General features: G+C 49.1%; 18 protein-coding genes. 17 read left to right on the plus strand and 1 reads right to left on the minus strand.

Going from position 1 to position 16,748, the window contains the following annotated elements; genetic code table 11:
- Positions 1 to 115: 115 nt before the first annotated feature.
- Entirely contained in the window at positions 116 to 937 is an 822-nt protein-coding gene (locus tag D7X94_RS12180) for a sugar phosphate isomerase/epimerase family protein (RefSeq protein WP_243111301.1), read from the minus strand.
- Positions 938 to 1,160: 223 nt separating this feature from the next.
- On the opposite strand from D7X94_RS12180, the gene D7X94_RS12185 reads away from it, so the two are divergent.
- The 17 genes from D7X94_RS12185 to D7X94_RS12260 all read left to right on the plus strand — a co-directional run bounded on the left by D7X94_RS12185 (position 1,161) and on the right by D7X94_RS12260 (position 16,679).
- Complete coding sequence (locus D7X94_RS12185) at positions 1,161 to 2,552, plus strand: Mur ligase family protein (RefSeq protein WP_158591015.1); 1,392 nt, start codon at positions 1,161 to 1,163, stop codon at positions 2,550 to 2,552.
- A complete protein-coding gene (locus D7X94_RS12190; protein ID WP_120427969.1) occupies positions 2,533 to 3,240 on the plus strand; it encodes a hypothetical protein in 708 nt (235 codons plus the stop codon). Before D7X94_RS12185 ends, D7X94_RS12190 begins: the two co-directional genes overlap by 20 nt.
- Positions 3,241 to 3,621: 381 nt before the next feature.
- The gene (rlmD, locus tag D7X94_RS12195; protein ID WP_120427970.1) at positions 3,622 to 5,298 is read left to right on the plus strand and encodes a 23S rRNA (uracil(1939)-C(5))-methyltransferase RlmD; all 1,677 of its coding nucleotides are present in this window, start codon (positions 3,622 to 3,624) and stop codon (positions 5,296 to 5,298) included.
- A 106-nt stretch (positions 5,299 to 5,404) separates the two neighbouring features.
- Positions 5,405 to 6,703, plus strand: a complete 1,299-nt coding sequence (locus D7X94_RS12200) for a hypothetical protein (RefSeq protein ID WP_120427983.1) — start codon at positions 5,405 to 5,407, stop codon at positions 6,701 to 6,703.
- Positions 6,704 to 6,786: 83 nt separating this feature from the next.
- Positions 6,787 to 6,966, plus strand: a complete 180-nt coding sequence (locus D7X94_RS12205) for a hypothetical protein (RefSeq protein ID WP_120408590.1) — start codon at positions 6,787 to 6,789, stop codon at positions 6,964 to 6,966.
- Between the two features lie 134 nt (positions 6,967 to 7,100).
- Positions 7,101 to 7,928: a ParA family protein gene (locus tag D7X94_RS12210; protein WP_120427971.1), complete on the plus strand. Its 828-nt coding sequence runs from the start codon at positions 7,101 to 7,103 to the stop codon at positions 7,926 to 7,928.
- Positions 7,852 to 8,829 carry a ParB/RepB/Spo0J family partition protein gene (locus D7X94_RS12215; protein ID WP_424959995.1) on the plus strand — a complete coding sequence of 326 codons (978 nt, stop codon included), beginning with the start codon at positions 7,852 to 7,854 and terminating at the stop codon, positions 8,827 to 8,829. Before D7X94_RS12210 ends, D7X94_RS12215 begins: the two co-directional genes overlap by 77 nt.
- 189 nt (positions 8,830 to 9,018) lie before the next feature.
- Complete coding sequence (locus D7X94_RS12220; protein WP_120427973.1) at positions 9,019 to 13,167, plus strand: SpaA isopeptide-forming pilin-related protein; 4,149 nt, start codon at positions 9,019 to 9,021, stop codon at positions 13,165 to 13,167.
- Between the two features lie 195 nt (positions 13,168 to 13,362).
- Positions 13,363 to 13,668, plus strand: coding sequence for a hypothetical protein (locus D7X94_RS12225; RefSeq protein ID WP_120427974.1), 306 nt, complete (start codon positions 13,363 to 13,365; stop codon positions 13,666 to 13,668).
- 8 nt (positions 13,669 to 13,676) lie between these two features.
- Positions 13,677 to 13,997, plus strand: a complete 321-nt coding sequence (locus D7X94_RS12230; protein ID WP_120427975.1) for a hypothetical protein — start codon at positions 13,677 to 13,679, stop codon at positions 13,995 to 13,997.
- The gene (locus D7X94_RS12235; protein ID WP_120427976.1) at positions 13,987 to 14,262 is read left to right on the plus strand and encodes a hypothetical protein; all 276 of its coding nucleotides are present in this window, start codon (positions 13,987 to 13,989) and stop codon (positions 14,260 to 14,262) included. Before D7X94_RS12230 ends, D7X94_RS12235 begins: the two co-directional genes overlap by 11 nt.
- A 1-nt stretch (position 14,263) precedes the next feature.
- A complete protein-coding gene (locus D7X94_RS18810; RefSeq protein WP_199715109.1) occupies positions 14,264 to 14,416 on the plus strand; it encodes a hypothetical protein in 153 nt (50 codons plus the stop codon).
- The gene (locus D7X94_RS12240) at positions 14,406 to 15,011 is read left to right on the plus strand and encodes a hypothetical protein (protein WP_120427977.1); all 606 of its coding nucleotides are present in this window, start codon (positions 14,406 to 14,408) and stop codon (positions 15,009 to 15,011) included. The genes D7X94_RS18810 and D7X94_RS12240 overlap by 11 nt, the downstream gene beginning before the upstream one ends.
- Positions 15,011 to 15,709, plus strand: coding sequence for a hypothetical protein (locus tag D7X94_RS12245; protein WP_120427978.1), 699 nt, complete (start codon positions 15,011 to 15,013; stop codon positions 15,707 to 15,709). The genes D7X94_RS12240 and D7X94_RS12245 overlap by 1 nt, the downstream gene beginning before the upstream one ends.
- 12 nt (positions 15,710 to 15,721) lie before the next feature.
- On the plus strand, positions 15,722 to 15,928 hold the full coding sequence (locus tag D7X94_RS12250; RefSeq protein WP_120427979.1) for a hypothetical protein: 207 nt from the start codon (positions 15,722 to 15,724) through the stop codon (positions 15,926 to 15,928).
- Positions 15,925 to 16,149, plus strand: a complete 225-nt coding sequence (locus tag D7X94_RS12255) for a hypothetical protein (protein ID WP_120427980.1) — start codon at positions 15,925 to 15,927, stop codon at positions 16,147 to 16,149. Before D7X94_RS12250 ends, D7X94_RS12255 begins: the two co-directional genes overlap by 4 nt.
- A gap of 71 nt (positions 16,150 to 16,220) precedes the next feature.
- Positions 16,221 to 16,679 (plus strand): hypothetical protein, encoded by a 459-nt coding sequence (locus tag D7X94_RS12260; RefSeq protein WP_120427981.1) that lies wholly within the window; start codon positions 16,221 to 16,223, stop codon positions 16,677 to 16,679.
- Positions 16,680 to 16,748: the final 69 nt, after the last annotated feature.

Genomic DNA, 16,748 nt, shown 5'->3' on the forward strand with positions numbered 1-16,748 from the left:
GAATTTGCCGAAAAGGGGAATATAAACGCCTATCGGTACGGCTTTAAAATAGCGGAAAAAAGCGGCTGGGAATCCCTCCCAACCGCTTTTTCTACAGAAAATACACTTGGCGATTTTACCAGCCGAGAGACTTCAGGTACTCCCGGCTCATCGTGATGGCTTCCATGGGCGTGCGGCCGACAGACTGGTCCTGTTCTACCACAACCCATTTGGCGCCGGCTTCCAGGGAAGCCTCCAGAATGGAGGGGAAGTCCTGCATCCCGCTGCCCACAGGGCGGAACTCAAAGTAGCCTTTGTTCTCCTGCTCTTCAACGTCTGTGCCAATAAGCTGGTACATGTTTCCAGGCTTGCCTTCCTTATAGAAGTCCTTTAGATGGACCACCGGAGCCCGGCCGGTATATTTCTTCACATATTCCGCCGGATTCTCTCCCGCCACGTTTACCCAGCAGGTGTCGATCTCCGTCTGAAGCAGGTCGGCGGAAATGGTGTCATAGATGTAGTCCAGGGCATACCGGCCATCTGGCATCTTTATGAATTCAAAGTCGTGGTTATGATAGAGGGTCTGGATGCCGTGGGCCTTGCACACTTTGGAGATCTCTTCAAAGAGCTTTACGTTCCCGTCGAACTTTTCCCCGCCGGGGCGGTCCTCTTCCATCAGGTAGGGGATGGCGATATACTTGACGCCGATTTCCTCATACTGGCTTACCACGCCCTCCATGTCCGCCACCAGCTCCTGGAAAGGAACATGGGCTGAAACAGCCTCCAGCCCGGCGCTGGCAATGGCCTCTTTCACTTCTTTTGGAGTCAGACCATAAAGACCGGCCAGTTCTACGCCGTCATAGCCGATTTCTTTGATCTTTTTCATAGTGCCGGAAAAATCTCTGGCCGCGTCGTCCCGAACGGAATAGACCTGCACGGCCACGGGTAAATGGTTCATTGGGAATACCTCCTGTAAAATTCTTGTGGTTTTCCTCTATTTTATTCCAAATTTGCCCAAAGGTCAAGATAGCGGTTGAAAGTTCCGGAGATTTTTGGTAGAATAAGGGCAAGAAGTTTTCGGGAGTATGCGCCCCTGGTGGAGTGTGGGGCGGCATTCCCCCCCTGTTGAAGGCCAAGCCATGCCCAATACAAAAATTATCGCAAAAGGAAGTACCGCTCCCATGAAAAAGAATTTCCTCTTCTATCTAGCCCTGCTGGCCTCAAAGCTGACTATGGCCTGCCTACGCCTTCTGGGCCGTAAGGGAACAAACCTGCCCGGCGGCGTGGCGATTTTTCTGTGTAAAGATTTCTTGGGCCGGATGCCTCGCCCAAAAACCGTGGTAGGCATCACCGGTACCAATGGCAAAACCACTGTGGCAAACATGGTGGAGGATGTGCTGGAGCAGTGCGGCCGCCAGTTTGTCTGCAATAAAAACGGCTCCAATGTGGACACCGGCGTGGCCTCGGCCTTGATTGCCGAATCCACGCTGCTGGGTAAGCCGAAAAAGGAGCTGGCGGTGTTTGAGCTGGACGAGCGCAGCTCCAACCTGACGATGCCCTATATCAAGCCGGACCTGCTGCTGGTCACCAATATTTTTCGGGATTCCTACAAGCGCAACGCGCATCCGGAGTTTATTGTAGACATTCTCAACCGTTATGTGCCAGACGGGGTGAAGCTGGTGCTCAACGCCGACGACCTGATGTGCGCCAGCCTGAAGCCGGGAAATCCCAGAGCCTATTTTTCCCTGGACCCTCAGCCCGGAGAGCGTTCCGGCGGCGAAAATATTGTTCAGGATGTGCGGGTATGCCCCCAGTGCGGCGCTTTGCTGGAATGGGAGCTCCGGCGGTATCACCACATCGGCCGAGCCAGGTGTCCCCAGTGCGGGTTTGGTTCCCCCCAGGGTGATTACCGGGCCGTCTCCCTGGCCAACGGAGCCATGCAGGTGGAGGCAGGCGGACAGGCTTTCTCTTTCCCCTTGCCCAATACCAGCACGATCAATGTCTATAACGCGCTCTCTGCGGTGGCCCTGCTTCGAGAGTTTGGGCTGGAGCCGGGGGAAATAGCCGGCGCTATGGAGCGTACGGCCATCAGCGGGACGAGATACTTGGAGGAGGAGGCCGGGGGCCGGAAAGTGATTCTCCACTTGGCCAAGGGGCAGAACCCGGTGGCCTGCTCTCGGGCGTTTCAGAACATTCGGGACTATCCGGGCAGGAAAGCTGCCATCCTCTTTTTAGACGACTACTTCGACGCGGCCCATACGGTGGAGAATATTTCCTGGCTATATGACGCGGATTTTGAGTTTCTGACCGATCCTTCGGTAACCCAGGTAATTGCGGCCGGAGCCCGCCATTGGGATGTGTACCTGCGCCTGCTTATGGCGGGGGCGGAGCCGGACCGGACGGCCCATCTGTTGGATCCGGAGGCGGCTGCCGGGGCCTTGAAGCTGGAGGAAGCGGATGCGGTTTTCATTCTGTATGACGTGTATACCATCCCCCTGGCAAACCGCACCAAAGAGCGGGTGAAGGAGCTTATGGAAAAGGAGGGCGAGAAAAATGAGCGGCATGAAAATTGAAGTGCTTTTCCCGGAGTTCTGCAATCTGTTCGGGGACTTGTTTAATGTAAAGTACCTGGAGAAATGCCTGCCAGAGGCCCAACGGGTGGACACGCCCCTTTCCGGCCAGCCCCTTTTCGTTCAGGAGGCTCCCAGCTTGATCTATATGGGGCCTATGAGTGAGCGCAGCCAGGAAAAGGTAATCGCCAAGCTGAAGCCTTACCGGCAGCGACTGGAAGAGCTGATTCAAGAGGGCACGGCTTTTTTGCTGACGGGCAATGCCTTAGAAGTGTTGGGGAATTCCATCGAACAAGAGGACGGCTCTCAGATTCCAGGTCTGGGGCTTCTGCCTCTGAGAGCCAGAAGGGACATGATGCACCGGCACAACAGCGTGTTCCTGGGAGACTGGCAGGGCCAGGAGGTGATCGGGTTCAAATCCCAATTCACGATGGCATGGCCGGAAGAGAAGGCCCAGGGGCTGTTCCCGGTGAAAAAGGGTGTGGGTCTGAACCCCAAAGAGGGCTTTGAGGGCCTGCGGCGGCAGAATCTGTTTGCCACCTATTTGCTGGGCCCGGTATTGCTGATGAATCCCGGCTTTACCCGGTCTATTTTAAAGGCCATGGGGGCAGAGGCGCCGTCTTTGGCTTTAGAGTCGGTGGTTCAAACGGCCTGGGAAAGCCGGATTCGGGACTTCCATGAGAAGTGCTGATTTTTTCAGAAAAAGGAAAAGGACCGGTACACCGGTCCCTTTCCTTCTTTTGGGGAGGAGTTGTATTGAAATCGCGGCATTGCCGCAAACTTGTAATCCCGATTTTTAGAAAAGCAATTTTCATTTGTTATGCTCTTATTTTACACTACTATACCCGGAAAAGTCAACAAAATGTTACAAGGATTGACAAAATCCCTATTTTTATCAATATGGAATAGTGATATTTTCGATTTTTATACTTTTTTCACAATATTGTCAACTGATTTTACGGTTCCTTTGATTGATTAGCACTCTAAATAGACAAAATCACAACTCTGTTTCGAAAAGACAGCCTGAAAAACGGAGAAAACGACCGTCAAGAGCGGTGGAACGGAGCGAAATATGCCTTTACAAAAAAACCAAATCATTGAAATTCGTTTTACTGGCATGAACGCAGAGGGCCTGGCCGTGGGGAGGCACCAGGGTGAGGCAGTATTTGTGCCTCTGGGTGCCCCCGGCGATCTGGCGAAGGTAAAGATCGTTAAAGCCGGAAAAACCTATGCGTTTGGCAGGCTGGAGCAGCTGCTGGAACCGGCCGCCTGCCGTGTGGAGCCCAACTGCCCCGTCTACGCGCAGTGTGGCGGCTGCTGCTACCGCCACATCTCTTATGAAGCTGAGCTGGAAATTAAGACTCAGCGCGTCCGGGACGCTTTGGACCGGATTGGCGGGTTTCGGGATCTGCCTATGCAACCGATACTCCCTTCCCCCTGCCAGGATGGCTATCGAAATAAGGCTTTGTTGCCCATTGGTACAGACTCGGACGGGAAGATGGAGCTGGGATTTTACGCGAGAAACTCTCATCGGATTGTAGACTGCACTGAATGCCGACTTCAGCCGGAGGAATTTAACCGGGCTATGGAGGCCTTCCGTCAGTGGGCAGCTCAGTGGGGAGATCCTGTCTACCAAGAGACCCGTCACGTTGGGAGAATGCGGCGGCTGTTCCTGCGCAGAGGAGAAGCTACCGGCCAGGTAATGGCTTGCGTGGTAGTGAATGGCAACGGCCTCCATCATGAGGAGGAGCTTGTCGCGGCTCTTCGGGGCGCTGTGCCGGGGATTTCTAGCGTAGTGATAGATCCCAATCGAGAGCGCACAAACGTGGCTTTGGGTAAAAAGTGCCGGACGGTTTGGGGAAAAAGGGGAATTACCGACCGGCTCTGCGGACGAGAGTTTTTCATTTCGCCCCTCTCTTTTTATCAGGTAAACCGTGCCCAGGCGGAGAGGCTATACCAATTGGCGGCGGAGTATGCAGACCTGCGGGAGGGGGAACTGCTGTTAGATCTTTACTGTGGCACAGGGACGATAGGCTTGTCGATGCTTCCACCGGGAGGACGGCTGATTGGCGTGGAGGCAGTGCCTCAGGCAGTAGAGGACGCGAGGGAGAATTCCCGGCACAACGGAATCAAACACGCGGAGTTCCTCTGTGGAGACGCGGCCTGGGCGGCACAGGAGCTGGCAAAGCGGGGCGAAAGACCGGATGTGGTGGTGCTGGATCCTCCCAGAAAAGGCTGTGGGCAGAAGCTGGCAGAAATTGTGGCAGGCTTCGCGCCCCGGCGCGTGGTGTATATCTCTTGTGACCCGGCGACTTTGGCCAGAGACCTGAAATTTTTTGCCGGACTGGGATATCTGCCGCAAGAAGCCACCCCGGTGGATATGTTTCCCAAGACGGCGCATGTGGAGACGGTTGTAATGCTTTCCCACAAAAAACCCGATAGCGTAATCAACGTAAAAGTGGAGTTTGGCGAGGGTGAGGGCAAAGTGCCACTTGATAATATTGCCAAGAGAGCTGAAGCGTATAAGCCGAAAGAGCGAGTTACATACAAGATGATTAAGGGGTACATAGAAGCGAAGTATGGCTTCAAAGTACATACCGCATATATCGCAGAGGTAAAACGAGATTTAGGTTTGCCGATGTATGATGCCCCTAATGCGGTAGAGAAATTGAAACAGCCGAGGAAACATCCGACAGCGGAGAAAGTGGAAGCGATAAAGGATGCGTTGAAGCATTTTGAAGTTATCTGATAATCATAAGCGTATCATTAGAGATAGTGGTACGCTTTTCTTGAAAGAATTTGTTAGAAGTAGTAATATAAAAATACTTAGATATATTTGGGAGGAGGAAAAGAAAGTGAATCGCATCACAGAAATAACAAAACGTGACATTTTGGATTTATTTAAAAATGGATTGGAAATAGATGATTTTTTTGCAACTAGAACTGTTCCGTATCCCTATTTTGGTAGGCTTGAAGAATTAGACTTCCTTAAAAGGTTATATAAGTTGAAAGATATGCCAAGCAATGATTCAAGATATGAAAATGCAGAACAGGATATTTGGCAACATACAGTTAATAACGATGATTATTCTGATTGTTGGGTTTTTGAAGATGAAAGATTTTATTTGCAAAATGGTGATGATGAAACATATTTAAAATTTTTATGTGAAGTGTTCCACCCTGCTGTCAGATATGAAAAAGGTTACTGGAAAGAATTTTTAACAGAAATCAATAAATTATTGCAAAATGATGGATATGAGCTTTATCCAGCGGAAAAAGTATCTAACCGTGAGGTTTATAGATGGAGAATATTTCAGCGAGAGGAAAGTGCATTGTTTGTTCCATATTCTCAAAGGAATGAGAAAGATATAAAAGAAAAAAGGATAGTTTTGTCCATAAATCGAAAAGCCAGGAATCAAATTTATCAATTTTTGGAACGATGCAATATAGAATATCAAGCAACTGATGATACAGGATATAATTACAGTACCAATATAGCGGCAGATGTATTTTATGACATAAGACAGTTTTATGTGCCAAAGTGCTTTAATAATCAAAAGGAATATGTTGAAACTGATAATTTGCAAGATTTTATAATCTCTAATTTGCCATTTTGTGTTTTGGACGCAATAGAGCTTTTTGCCAGACATAGTATGTTGGATGATTTTGAAGCCCAAATTAATACAATACTAAAGTTGAATGATATTGCGTTTCAGCTTAGTAATGGGAAAATAGTAAATTCATTTGATGTTCAAATAACCCAAAACTCACTAGGAGTAGTGGAAGAAGCTGGATTGAAAGAATTGTTGCAAGAGGCATCTAAATATTATGATGCAAATAATATGCAAATTGCAGTAGAAAAACTTTGGGATGCATTTGAAAGATTAAAAACGTATTACTGTTCCCCATCCATAGACAAAAAGAAATCTGTAAATAAGATTGTAAAGGACATGGGAAATAATCAACAAGCGTTTATGGAATTATTTGATAGAGAATTTCATGCACTTACATCTCTCGGAAATGATTTTAGAATTAGACACCATGAAACAACAAAGGTTGATATTCAAGATAAAAGGCACTTTGAATATTTTTATAAGAGATGCTTGACATTAATTTCAACAGCAATTGAGTATTTAGATGGAAGATGTTTATAAAACTAAGGAATCAAGTATTTTTATAGCTTTGTACAAGAATGAATTTGAGCTTATAATGAAGCTATAAAGGAGGTTGATACCTTATGAGAGAAAAGAAGAACCATTTGTATGTGGACAGCCAAGAAAGGAGTATTTTATTACATAGCCTTGTAGAACTGAAAAACCAACTCATACAGCAGGGCAGATATACAGACTGCGTTGACGAACTGATATTCAAGGTCGTAAACGCACCAGTAAAGAGAATGAAAATTGAATATGTCTAAGGCACATCACAGAGCCGTTTATTCTTATTGATTTTTAAGAGTAAGCGGCTTTTTTGCGTTCTGTCGTTCTCTGATATTGTTACATAGCCACCTTGACAAAGTGGCTAAATCTATGCGAAAGGAGGACGCACCCTATGTCAAATTGCAAAGTGATTGCTTTAACCAACCAGAAAGGCGGCGTCGGAAAGACCACCACGGCGGTCAATCTGGGCGTAACTCTGGCACAGCAGGGCAAAAAGGTACTGCTCATTGATGCCGACGCACAGGCAAATCTAACCATGTCGCTCGGTTACAGCCGACCAGACGACTTGCCCGATACGCTCTCCACCATCATGCAGGACATCATTGATGATAAACCCGTCGATGTTTCCAGAAGCATCCTACACCATGACGAGGGCGTTGACCTGCTCCCGTCCAACATTGAACTGTCGGGACTGGAAGTAAGGCTGATTAACGCCATAAGCCGTGAAAGCGTGCTGAAAACCTGCATCAATGAGGTGAAAAAGAATTATGATACTGTCCTCGTGGATTGTATGCCGAGCTTGGGTATGCTGACAATCAATGCGCTTGCGGCTGCTGACAGCGTGGTTATCCCGACACAGCCCCACTATCTTTCTGCCAAAGGCTTAGAGCTGTTGCTTCGCTCCGTTTCTAAGGTCAAACGGCAAATCAATCCCCATCTGCGGATTGACGGTATTTTAATGACGATGGTAATGCCACGCACGAATATCTCTAAAGAGATTACCGCAACGGTAAAGAGTGCCTACGGGCAGAGGATTAAAGTTTTTGATGCCCAAATACCCCATTCCATCCGTGCGGTAGAAGCCACCGCAGAAGGCAAGAGCATTTTTGCCTACGACAAAGGCGGCAAGGTAGCCGCAGCTTATGAGCAGTTTGGAAAGGAGGTGGCAGAGATTGGCGAGAAACAAAAGAACAGAAATCGAGCTGACCGCATACGATGACCTCTTTGAAACGGACGAGAGCCGTGCAGAAGCAAATCTAAGCAGGATAAGGGAAATACCCATTTCCGAGATTGACGAGTTCCCAGACCACCCATTCAAGGTTTTGATGAATGAGGATATGGAGCAGCTTGTGGAAAGTGTCAGTCGGAGCGGCGTAATGACCCCTGCGACAGTTCGGCAAAAAGAGGACGGACGGTACGAGCTTATCAGCGGTCACAGGCGGAAAAAGGCTTGTGAGCTTGCAGGTCTTGAAACGCTGAAATGTGAGGTTAAGGAGCTGACCCATGATGAAGCGATTATTGTCATGGTTGAGAGTAATCTCCAACGCTCTGTTATTCTGCCGAGTGAAAAAGCCTTTGCTTATAAAATGCGGTTAGAAGCAATGAAAAGACAGGCAGGCAGACCCCCGAAAGAAAATGCGTCGCCATTGGCGACTAATTTATCAAAGGGGCGTTCTGATGAAGAATTAGGCGAACTTGTTGGAGAAAGTAAAGACCAGATACGCCGATTTATCCGTTTAACCGAGCTTGTGCCCGAAATCCTGCAAATGGTAGATGAACGCCAGATTGCTTTCCGTCCTGCGGTGGAAATCTCCTATCTTTCCGAGGAACAGCAGTACACGCTTTTAGAAGCGATGGGCTACAACGATGCCACCCCCTCACTTGCACAGGCTATCAAAATGAAAAAGTTTATGCAGGAGGGAAAACTCACGGACGAGGTTATCCAGTCCATCATGCAGGAGGATAAGCCAAACCAGAAAGAGAAGCCTGCCTTTAAGGACGAGCGGATAACCAAGCTCATACCAAAATCCATCCCCAGAGGGCAGGAAACGGATTTTGTCGTAAAGGCGTTGGAGTTTTATAACCGACACTTACAAAGGCAGCGGGGGCAGGAAAGATAACCGCACACTTGGGGAGAAGTCTGCCCTTTGGGGGACAGCAAATTTTTTTCTCTTTCCCCCTCTCCACACCTCACCCCCTAGATACTGCCAGTAACTATCCGAGAAAAGAATTATTAAAGGCTGTCCACACGGGCGGTTTTTTTCTGCCAGAAAGTCAACTATCAACATGAGAACGAACAGGAGGTAACGATGAAGATTCGTAAATTATTCAAAAGGGCTGCGGCGTTTGCCCTTGCTGCGGTCACGGCATTGTCCGCCGTCCCTGCCACAACAGCGTTTGCAGCGGGCGACATTGGGACGATTAGCTTTACCCACACCTACGACGGTGCAGGGAACGCCATGAGGTATAATTCCAGTGCCAATATCGGCGGTCATACCGCAGGAGGGACAGGCGAATACAAATACCGTATGTATGTGGACGGGGAAACGGCGTTCTGCCTTCAGCCAGGAGTGCCGCTGAAAACGGGGAACACATTGGCAAAGGCTTCTTCCAACGCTTGGAACGCCCTCTCCGCAGAACAGAGAAAGGCGGTGGGGCTTGCCCTGCTCTATGGGTATCAGGGGAACAGCGGGAATCTGTCTGGGAGCGATGACGAGAAGTGGCTTGCCACCCAGACCCTTGTGTGGGAGTTCGTCACGGGATGCCGCAACGCCACAAGCCCGTACAGCCAGACAAGCACGACCGTTTACAGCCTGCACTTTGGCTCTAATTATGAGAACAGCGGGGCGGTGGCGGCTTACGACCAGATTGTGTCGCTGATGACAAGGCACAGTACAATTCCGAGCTTCATGTCGGCAGGGAAGAAAGACATTACAAAGGAGCTTGCCTATAAGGACGGGAAGTACAGCTTAACGCTGACGGATAAGAACAATTCCCTTTCCGAGTATTCCTTTACCAGTTCCGACAGCAACGTGAAAGTGTCCAAGTCTGGGAACAAGCTCACTGTCACATCCAAGAAAGCCATTGACGGAAAAGCAAGGATTACTGCTACAAGGAACAACACGCCGACGGTCAGCAGCGGGGCGATGATGATTGCTTACGGCGACCCCAACTTGCAGGACGTCATTACGGGCGTGGAAAACGTGGATACCATGACGGCGTATATCAACGTGGAAACGCCGACAGGCACGGTCGCACTGAAAAAGACTTCCGAGGACGGCGTTGTTGCGGGGATTTCCTTTACCATCAAGGGCGACGGGTTCAATAAGACCGTAAAAACAGATAAAGACGGAAACATCACGGTGGAGGGGTTATTCCCTGGCACTTATACCGTCACTGAACAGTCCATTGACCGTTATGAGCCGCAGAAAACCCAGACAGTGACAATCATTGGCGGAAAGACTTCTACAGTCACGTTCAGCAACACTTTGAAGCGTGGAAGCCTTGAGGTTGTGAAAACATCCGAGGATAATCTGGTGGAGGGCGTGAAGTTCCACCTTTACGGCACTTCTTTAAGCGGATTGGCAGTTGATGAATATGCCATAACCGATAAGAATGGATTGGCAAAGTTTGAGAACGTCCTTATCAGCGGCAGCACGCCTTATACCCTTGAGGAAGTGGACACGGCAGTCCGCTACGTCGTGCCTGCATCCCAGACAGCCTCGATTGAGTGGAAAAAGGTTACAAACCGCAGCTTCCACAACATTTTGAAGAAGTTCAATGTTACGGTATTAAAGACCGACGTGGAAACAGGAAAGAAGCCGCAGGGCGACGCTTCCCTTGCAGGTGCGGTTTATGGCATCTATAAGGGCGAGGAGCTTGTGGACACCTACACCACCGACGAAAACGGTCAGTTCACAACGAAATATTATATCTGCGGGAACGATTGGAGCGTCCGTGAGATTACCCCGTCCGAGGGCTATCTTTTAGATACTACAATCCATCATGTAGGGGCAGAGCCAGAGCTTTACACCGTGGAATATAATTCCGCAAAGAATGATGTGAATGAGCAGGTCATCAAAGGCAATATTGCCATCATCAAGCACACCGACAACGGCGAAACCCAGATTGAAACGCCAGAGGAGGGGGCTGTCTTTGAAGTGTATTTAAAATCCGCAGGCGGCTTCGATGCGGCGGAGGAAACCGAGCGTGACACATTGATATGTGACGAGAACGGCTTTGCCCAGACAAAGGATATGCCGTATGGCATTTATACTGTGCATCAGACTTCTGGATGGGACGGGCGTGAGCTGATGAAAGATTTTGACGTGTTCATCTGCAAAGACAGCCAGACTTACCGCTACCTTATCAACAACGCCAATTTTGAGAGCTATATCAAAATCGTTAAGAAAGACGTGGAAACAGGCAAGGTTATCCCCTATGCGGGCGCAGGCTTCCAGATTTACGACCCGAACGGGGAGCTTGTGACGATGACGTTCACTTATCCCGAAGTGACAAAGATTGACACGTTCTATACTACCGCAGACGGAGAGCTTATTACGCCGCAGACTCTGGAATACGGCAAGGGATATTCTCTTGTTGAGGTGCAAGCCCCATACGGCTATGTCCTCGACTCCGAGCCAGTTTATTTTGACGTGGAGCAGGAAAATTCCGAGGAAGAAAGCGGCATCACCATTGTCAAGGTGGAACGCTCCAACGTGGCACAGAAAGGGAAAATCACGGTAGGAAAATCTGGGGAGATATTCAGCAGGGTATCAGGAAACAAGGGGCTGTACCAGCCGATTTTTGCCGTGGATAATTTGGAGGGTGCGGTCTATGAGATTACCGCAGCCGAGGACATTATTACGACAGACGGAACGGTAAGAGCCGAGAAAGGCGAGGTTGTAGATACGCTCACTACGGGCGAGGACGGCACAGCGGAAAGCAGGGAACTTTATCTCGGAAAGTACGAGGTAAGGGAAGTGACCGCCCCGTATGGTATGGTGTTAAGTGAGGAAATCCATGCCGTGGAGCTTGTGTATGCGGGACAGGAAATTGAAGTGACAGAAGCAGGCACGGATTTTTACAACGAGCGTCAGCGTGTGGAAATCGACGTAATCAAGAGCCTTGAAGTGGACGAAGCATACGGCGTGGGCAATAACGGCGAAATCAAAGACGTTACGTTCGGTCTGTATGCCACCGAGGAACTGACCGCCGCAGACGGCACAACAATTCCTGCGGACGGATTGATAGAAGTCATCTTCCTTGACGAGAACGGTCACGGAAAAGCTATCAGCGACCTGCCGATGGGCAGCTATTATGTGCAGGAAATCAGCACAAACGCCGCCTACCTTGTCAGCGACGAGAAATACCCTGTTGACTTTGAGTACGCAGGGCAGGAAACAGCCGTTGTGAACATCACGGCAAATGAGGGTGAAGCCATTGAAAACGAACTGATTTACGGCTCTGTCAGCGGCAAAAAGTCCAACGAGGACGGCGAAGATTTAGGCGGTGCGTTAATCGGCATCTTCCAGACGGGGACAACGGAATATACAAAGGAAACTGCGATTGCGACTGCCACATCGGAAGATGACGGCAGTTTTTCTTTTGAGGAAGTTCCGTATGGCACATGGGTAATCCGTGAAATCGAAAGCCCGAAAGGATATGTACTCTCCGAGGAAGAAATCAGTGTGACAATCGGCGAGGTTGATGAGGTTGTGGAGATTGAACTTGTAAACTATTTCATCAAAGGCAATATCGCTCTGACGAAAGTAGACAAGGACTATCCAGACAACAAGCTCACGGGTGCGGTATTCGAGGTTTACTCTGATACAAACGAGGATGGAAAACTGGACAAGAAAGACGAGCTGCTCGGCGAGATGGGCGAGGTAGAAAAAGGCGTGTACCAGATGAACGACCTCAGATACGGCAAATACCTTGTCCGTGAGAAAACCGCCCCGACAGGCTTCGTTCTGGACGAGAATGTTTATCCCGTATCCATTGAGGAAAACGGCAAGACCTACAACGTGGAGAACGAAGCGGGCAAAGGCTTCTTAAATGAAGCACAGAAAGGCTCATTAAAAATCGTCAAGACTTCCTCTGACGGCAAGGTGGAGGGCTTCTCTTTCCGTGTCATCGGCAAAGATTACGACCAGACCTTTACCACTGATAAGAACGGCGAAATCGTCATTGACGGCTTGCGTATCGGCGAATACACCATTTCCGAGGTCAGCGACAAGGCATCCTCTGGCTATATCCTGCCTGCCGACCAGAAAGTGACAATCAAAACAGACGAAACGGCAACCGTAACCATGCACAACGAGCTGCGTGACACACCGAAAACAGGCGACGACTTTAATCTCGGCTTGTGGGTGAGCCTTGCGGCTGCATTTACAATCGGTGCAGGAATCTTTGGATTTGTCGGTTATAAGAGCGGAAGAAAGAAAAAGGAGGATTAAACAGGATGAGAGAAAAAACCATTATTGCTATTGTGCTTGTGGCATTTATCGGCGGTGCGGCTGCGTGGCTGCATTTCCGCAGGAAGAAATAAATTAGGAGGTTTTTGATATGGGATTGGGGCGGTTCAGAATGACCGCCCTCTTTCCATTTATAGAGGGTGTTTGTGCGAAGAAACACACAGAACGGAGGAATTTATGGACAGTCTGAAAACCATTGAGGGCAAAGTCAGAGCCGTCTTGCAAGAGAATGAGGACGCTAGAAATGACGACATGGTGCTGTACCTTGCCCTCTGCAACCTTTATCTGAAAGATGCGGGAGCTATGCCGCTTGCCCGAATACTTTTGAACCATAAGGAGCTTGGATTGCCGAGCTTTGAGAGCGTGGGCAGGACACGCCGCAAGTTGCAGGAGAAATGCCCAGAGCTTTTAGGGAGTGTACGGATGCAGAAAATCAGAGCCAAAGGCGAAAAGGCATACCGTAGATATGCGAAAGAATCGTGAGGTGAAAGATGCAGGATAAGTCTTTTGAATACGGAGGGCATCATTTTATCCCAGAGCGGCAGTTCACAAAGCGGGAAGATGATTTTTTCAAGATTACACGCAGATTAAAGACGGACAGGGAACTTGGCTTTTTCGCCGCTGACTATTACGGCAGGGGAAGCCAGAAATTCCCTTATTCTTATGATGATTTTTATGCTGCATCCACGGATAAGAAATGCGATATTTTCCGCTGCGTGGAGAACGGCAGGCTGTATGTCCCCTGCCAGTATGAATTGCAGCAATATATGGACGGGAAACAAAAAGAGAGGAGGAACGCCTATGAACGGTGAAACACGCTCCAATCAGGGCTATGAAATCATAGAGAGCTGCACTATCGGGAACACGGAGCTTGTCATCGGGCATCACCCGAAAGCCCCGAACCCTTATGTATGCTGGTACTGTAAGGGCGGCGACAACTATTACTGGGGCTGCTACTGCAATACCCTTGAAGCCGCAAGAGAGAAGCTGAACGAACGCTACCAGTCAGAGTGCCAGATGCCGTACAATCAACAGTCCGATAAAAAGGCGAAGCGGCACGATGGGCGTGAGCGGTAGCATGAGCGGTGAGAATAAAAAGTATGACTGTACGACCTGCCCTTATCCCCGATATAAGGACAGCCGTACTATCTTCTGCGATGTCTGCATCCAAAAGATTTTAGACTGGCAGAGGGAGAAAAAGCAGGGAAAGGAGAAGCCCGATGAAGAATGAAGAAAAACGGATGATTAGCTCTTATGAGGTCACACAGAGCATCCACATCGGAAAAAAGGAAGTGGTGTTCGGCATAGATGAAAAAGAAAAATATCCTTTTTTAGTCTGCGACTGCACTTATGACAATCCCCTGTCCGCAGAGTGGGTAACAGATGCGGTCGGCTCCGATGACTATCTGGAAGCCATGCAGATTTATACCGACAGGGTGCAGGAGCAGATAGGGCTTGTGAGAGCCGAGCAGGAACAGTTCAAATTTGATATGACCCCCTTTACCATTTCTGACTGTTTCCCCGATGACAGGGATAAAAATATTGTGGGAAAAGTGGTCGTTATCAATGCCGAAGTCAACCGCTATGAGTACCGGCATTCCGCTTATCAGCTTGTATTGGTGGATGGCGGACATGGTGCAAGGGGCGGCAGGGGGCAGGCAGTGTTTGGGACTTCCCTTGCAGACGGCAAGCACGCCCGATGGGAAAGGTACGATGTGCTTGGTGAAATCAAGCCAGAAAAAATGCCCGATTGGGCAAAAGAAGCCCTTGCAAAAATCAAGGAACAGGAAAAAACGAAGAAATCAAAGAGCAGGGAGGAACGCTGATGGAGATACGGGCTTTGACACAGCCCGAACAGAAATACACCTATGCCCAGAGTATGCAGCTTGAGGGGCAGACGGGATGTATCGGTCATCTCCGTGGGGGCTTTGGCGGCTCTGGGAATGAGTTTCATACCGATTGGTCTGATACGAGGGAGCAATGGAAAACCGATGAATTTAAGGCGGAGCTTGACGATGTAATCAACGCCCTGCGTGAAGATAAGAGGCTTCTGCACAGCCGCCGTGATATGTCGTCGGCTGCAAGGCAATCCCCCGATGCCGCCTTTATGGGGAATTACTGTACCGAGTACGGCTTCCGTGCGGACACCGACAAGCACGCTTTCCTGCTCCGCTGCAATCCGACAAAGGGCGACTACAATTTTTACTGCTACTGCTATGTGAAAGAATGGCTTGATAAGCATATATCCAGGGCGGAACAGGGAATCCGATTTATTGATCCCCATTATAAAGAGCTGTTCCTCATCCCAGACGGCGGGAAAATCACCATCACTTATGATTGGGGAGAAAAGGCGGAAAAGACCTGCCGTTTCATTGACGAATACCATACCGAGGTGGGCAGCAACCTCTACCATATCTGCGAGTTTGCCGAGCGTATGGAAAGGAACGAACACAGTTATGAGCCAAAGCCGCAAGAGCCGCAAGCGGCACAGAAAGCCCTGAAGCACAAAGACCATGAACGATAGGAGGTTTTAGATATGGCAGTCAACCAGAAAGCCGTTAAGGTTTTAAATAAGATATTTGAAGCGGGCTTTACCGAGGAAAAAGCCATTGCCGCCATGACGATGGACGATATTTTATCTATGCAAGGCATTACGGTTGCGGACATCACGCTCATCAACGAGCTGCAAAAGAGCATCAAAGGGAACAAGGTCATCTCCTTTCTGGTAGGTGGCACGGAATGAGCAGGGGACGGAAAATCTGCATGACGGACAGTGTAGGAAAGGCACTTTTCTCTGTCCCCGATGGCGGCATTATCCGTATGCTTTACGGGAACGGGGAGGATTATTTTGCCGTCTGCCGTTATCTGGACGAAACCCATGCAGAGATTGACGGCGTAAAATACGCCGTTCGGGAGTTTGCACAGAGGATGGAACAAAACAGAATCAGCTATGCCCCTGCCTAAAGGCGGGGCATGGATAAGAGGAGGATTGATATTTTTATGGAATATGTTGTTTTATCGGGCGGTGGTAAGAAGTGAGTACCGAGCTTATCAACCGTATCACAGTAAAGAAAGACGGCGTTTACCTGTCCTCTCACAGCTCGAATGACACCTCTCCGTATCATTCGTGGAGGTGTAGGGGCTTGTCGGAAATCTATGCCGCCGAGGGGCAGAAAGGGCTTGACCGTGAGGTTATCCGTATGCTCTATGAGTATGCCGAGCTGCGTGGCTCGCATAAGAGCCTTGAACGCTACCGATACGCAAAGGACGCCCCTGCCGCCCGTGCCATCTATCAGAAATATATGGATAAAATAGACGATTGTTATGGGCAGATGGACGAAGCTGACCAGAAAAGCGTCTGGTACAAGCCCACGGAAAAGGCAAAGGAATACCGAGCCTATGAGCGTGAGATGCGGGAAAAGATGTATTCTGAAATCGCTGAACGGTGCGGGGAATACGACAGGAAGCAGAAAAACAAAGATTTGGAACGATAAGCATTCCTATAGAGAATGAAATTTGAACTTTGAAAAAATAAAATCTCCCCGTATGATGTATATGAGTTT

The organism is Acutalibacter sp. 1XD8-33, assembly GCF_003612555.1.
Lineage (GTDB): Bacteria > Bacillota > Clostridia > Oscillospirales > Acutalibacteraceae > Acutalibacter.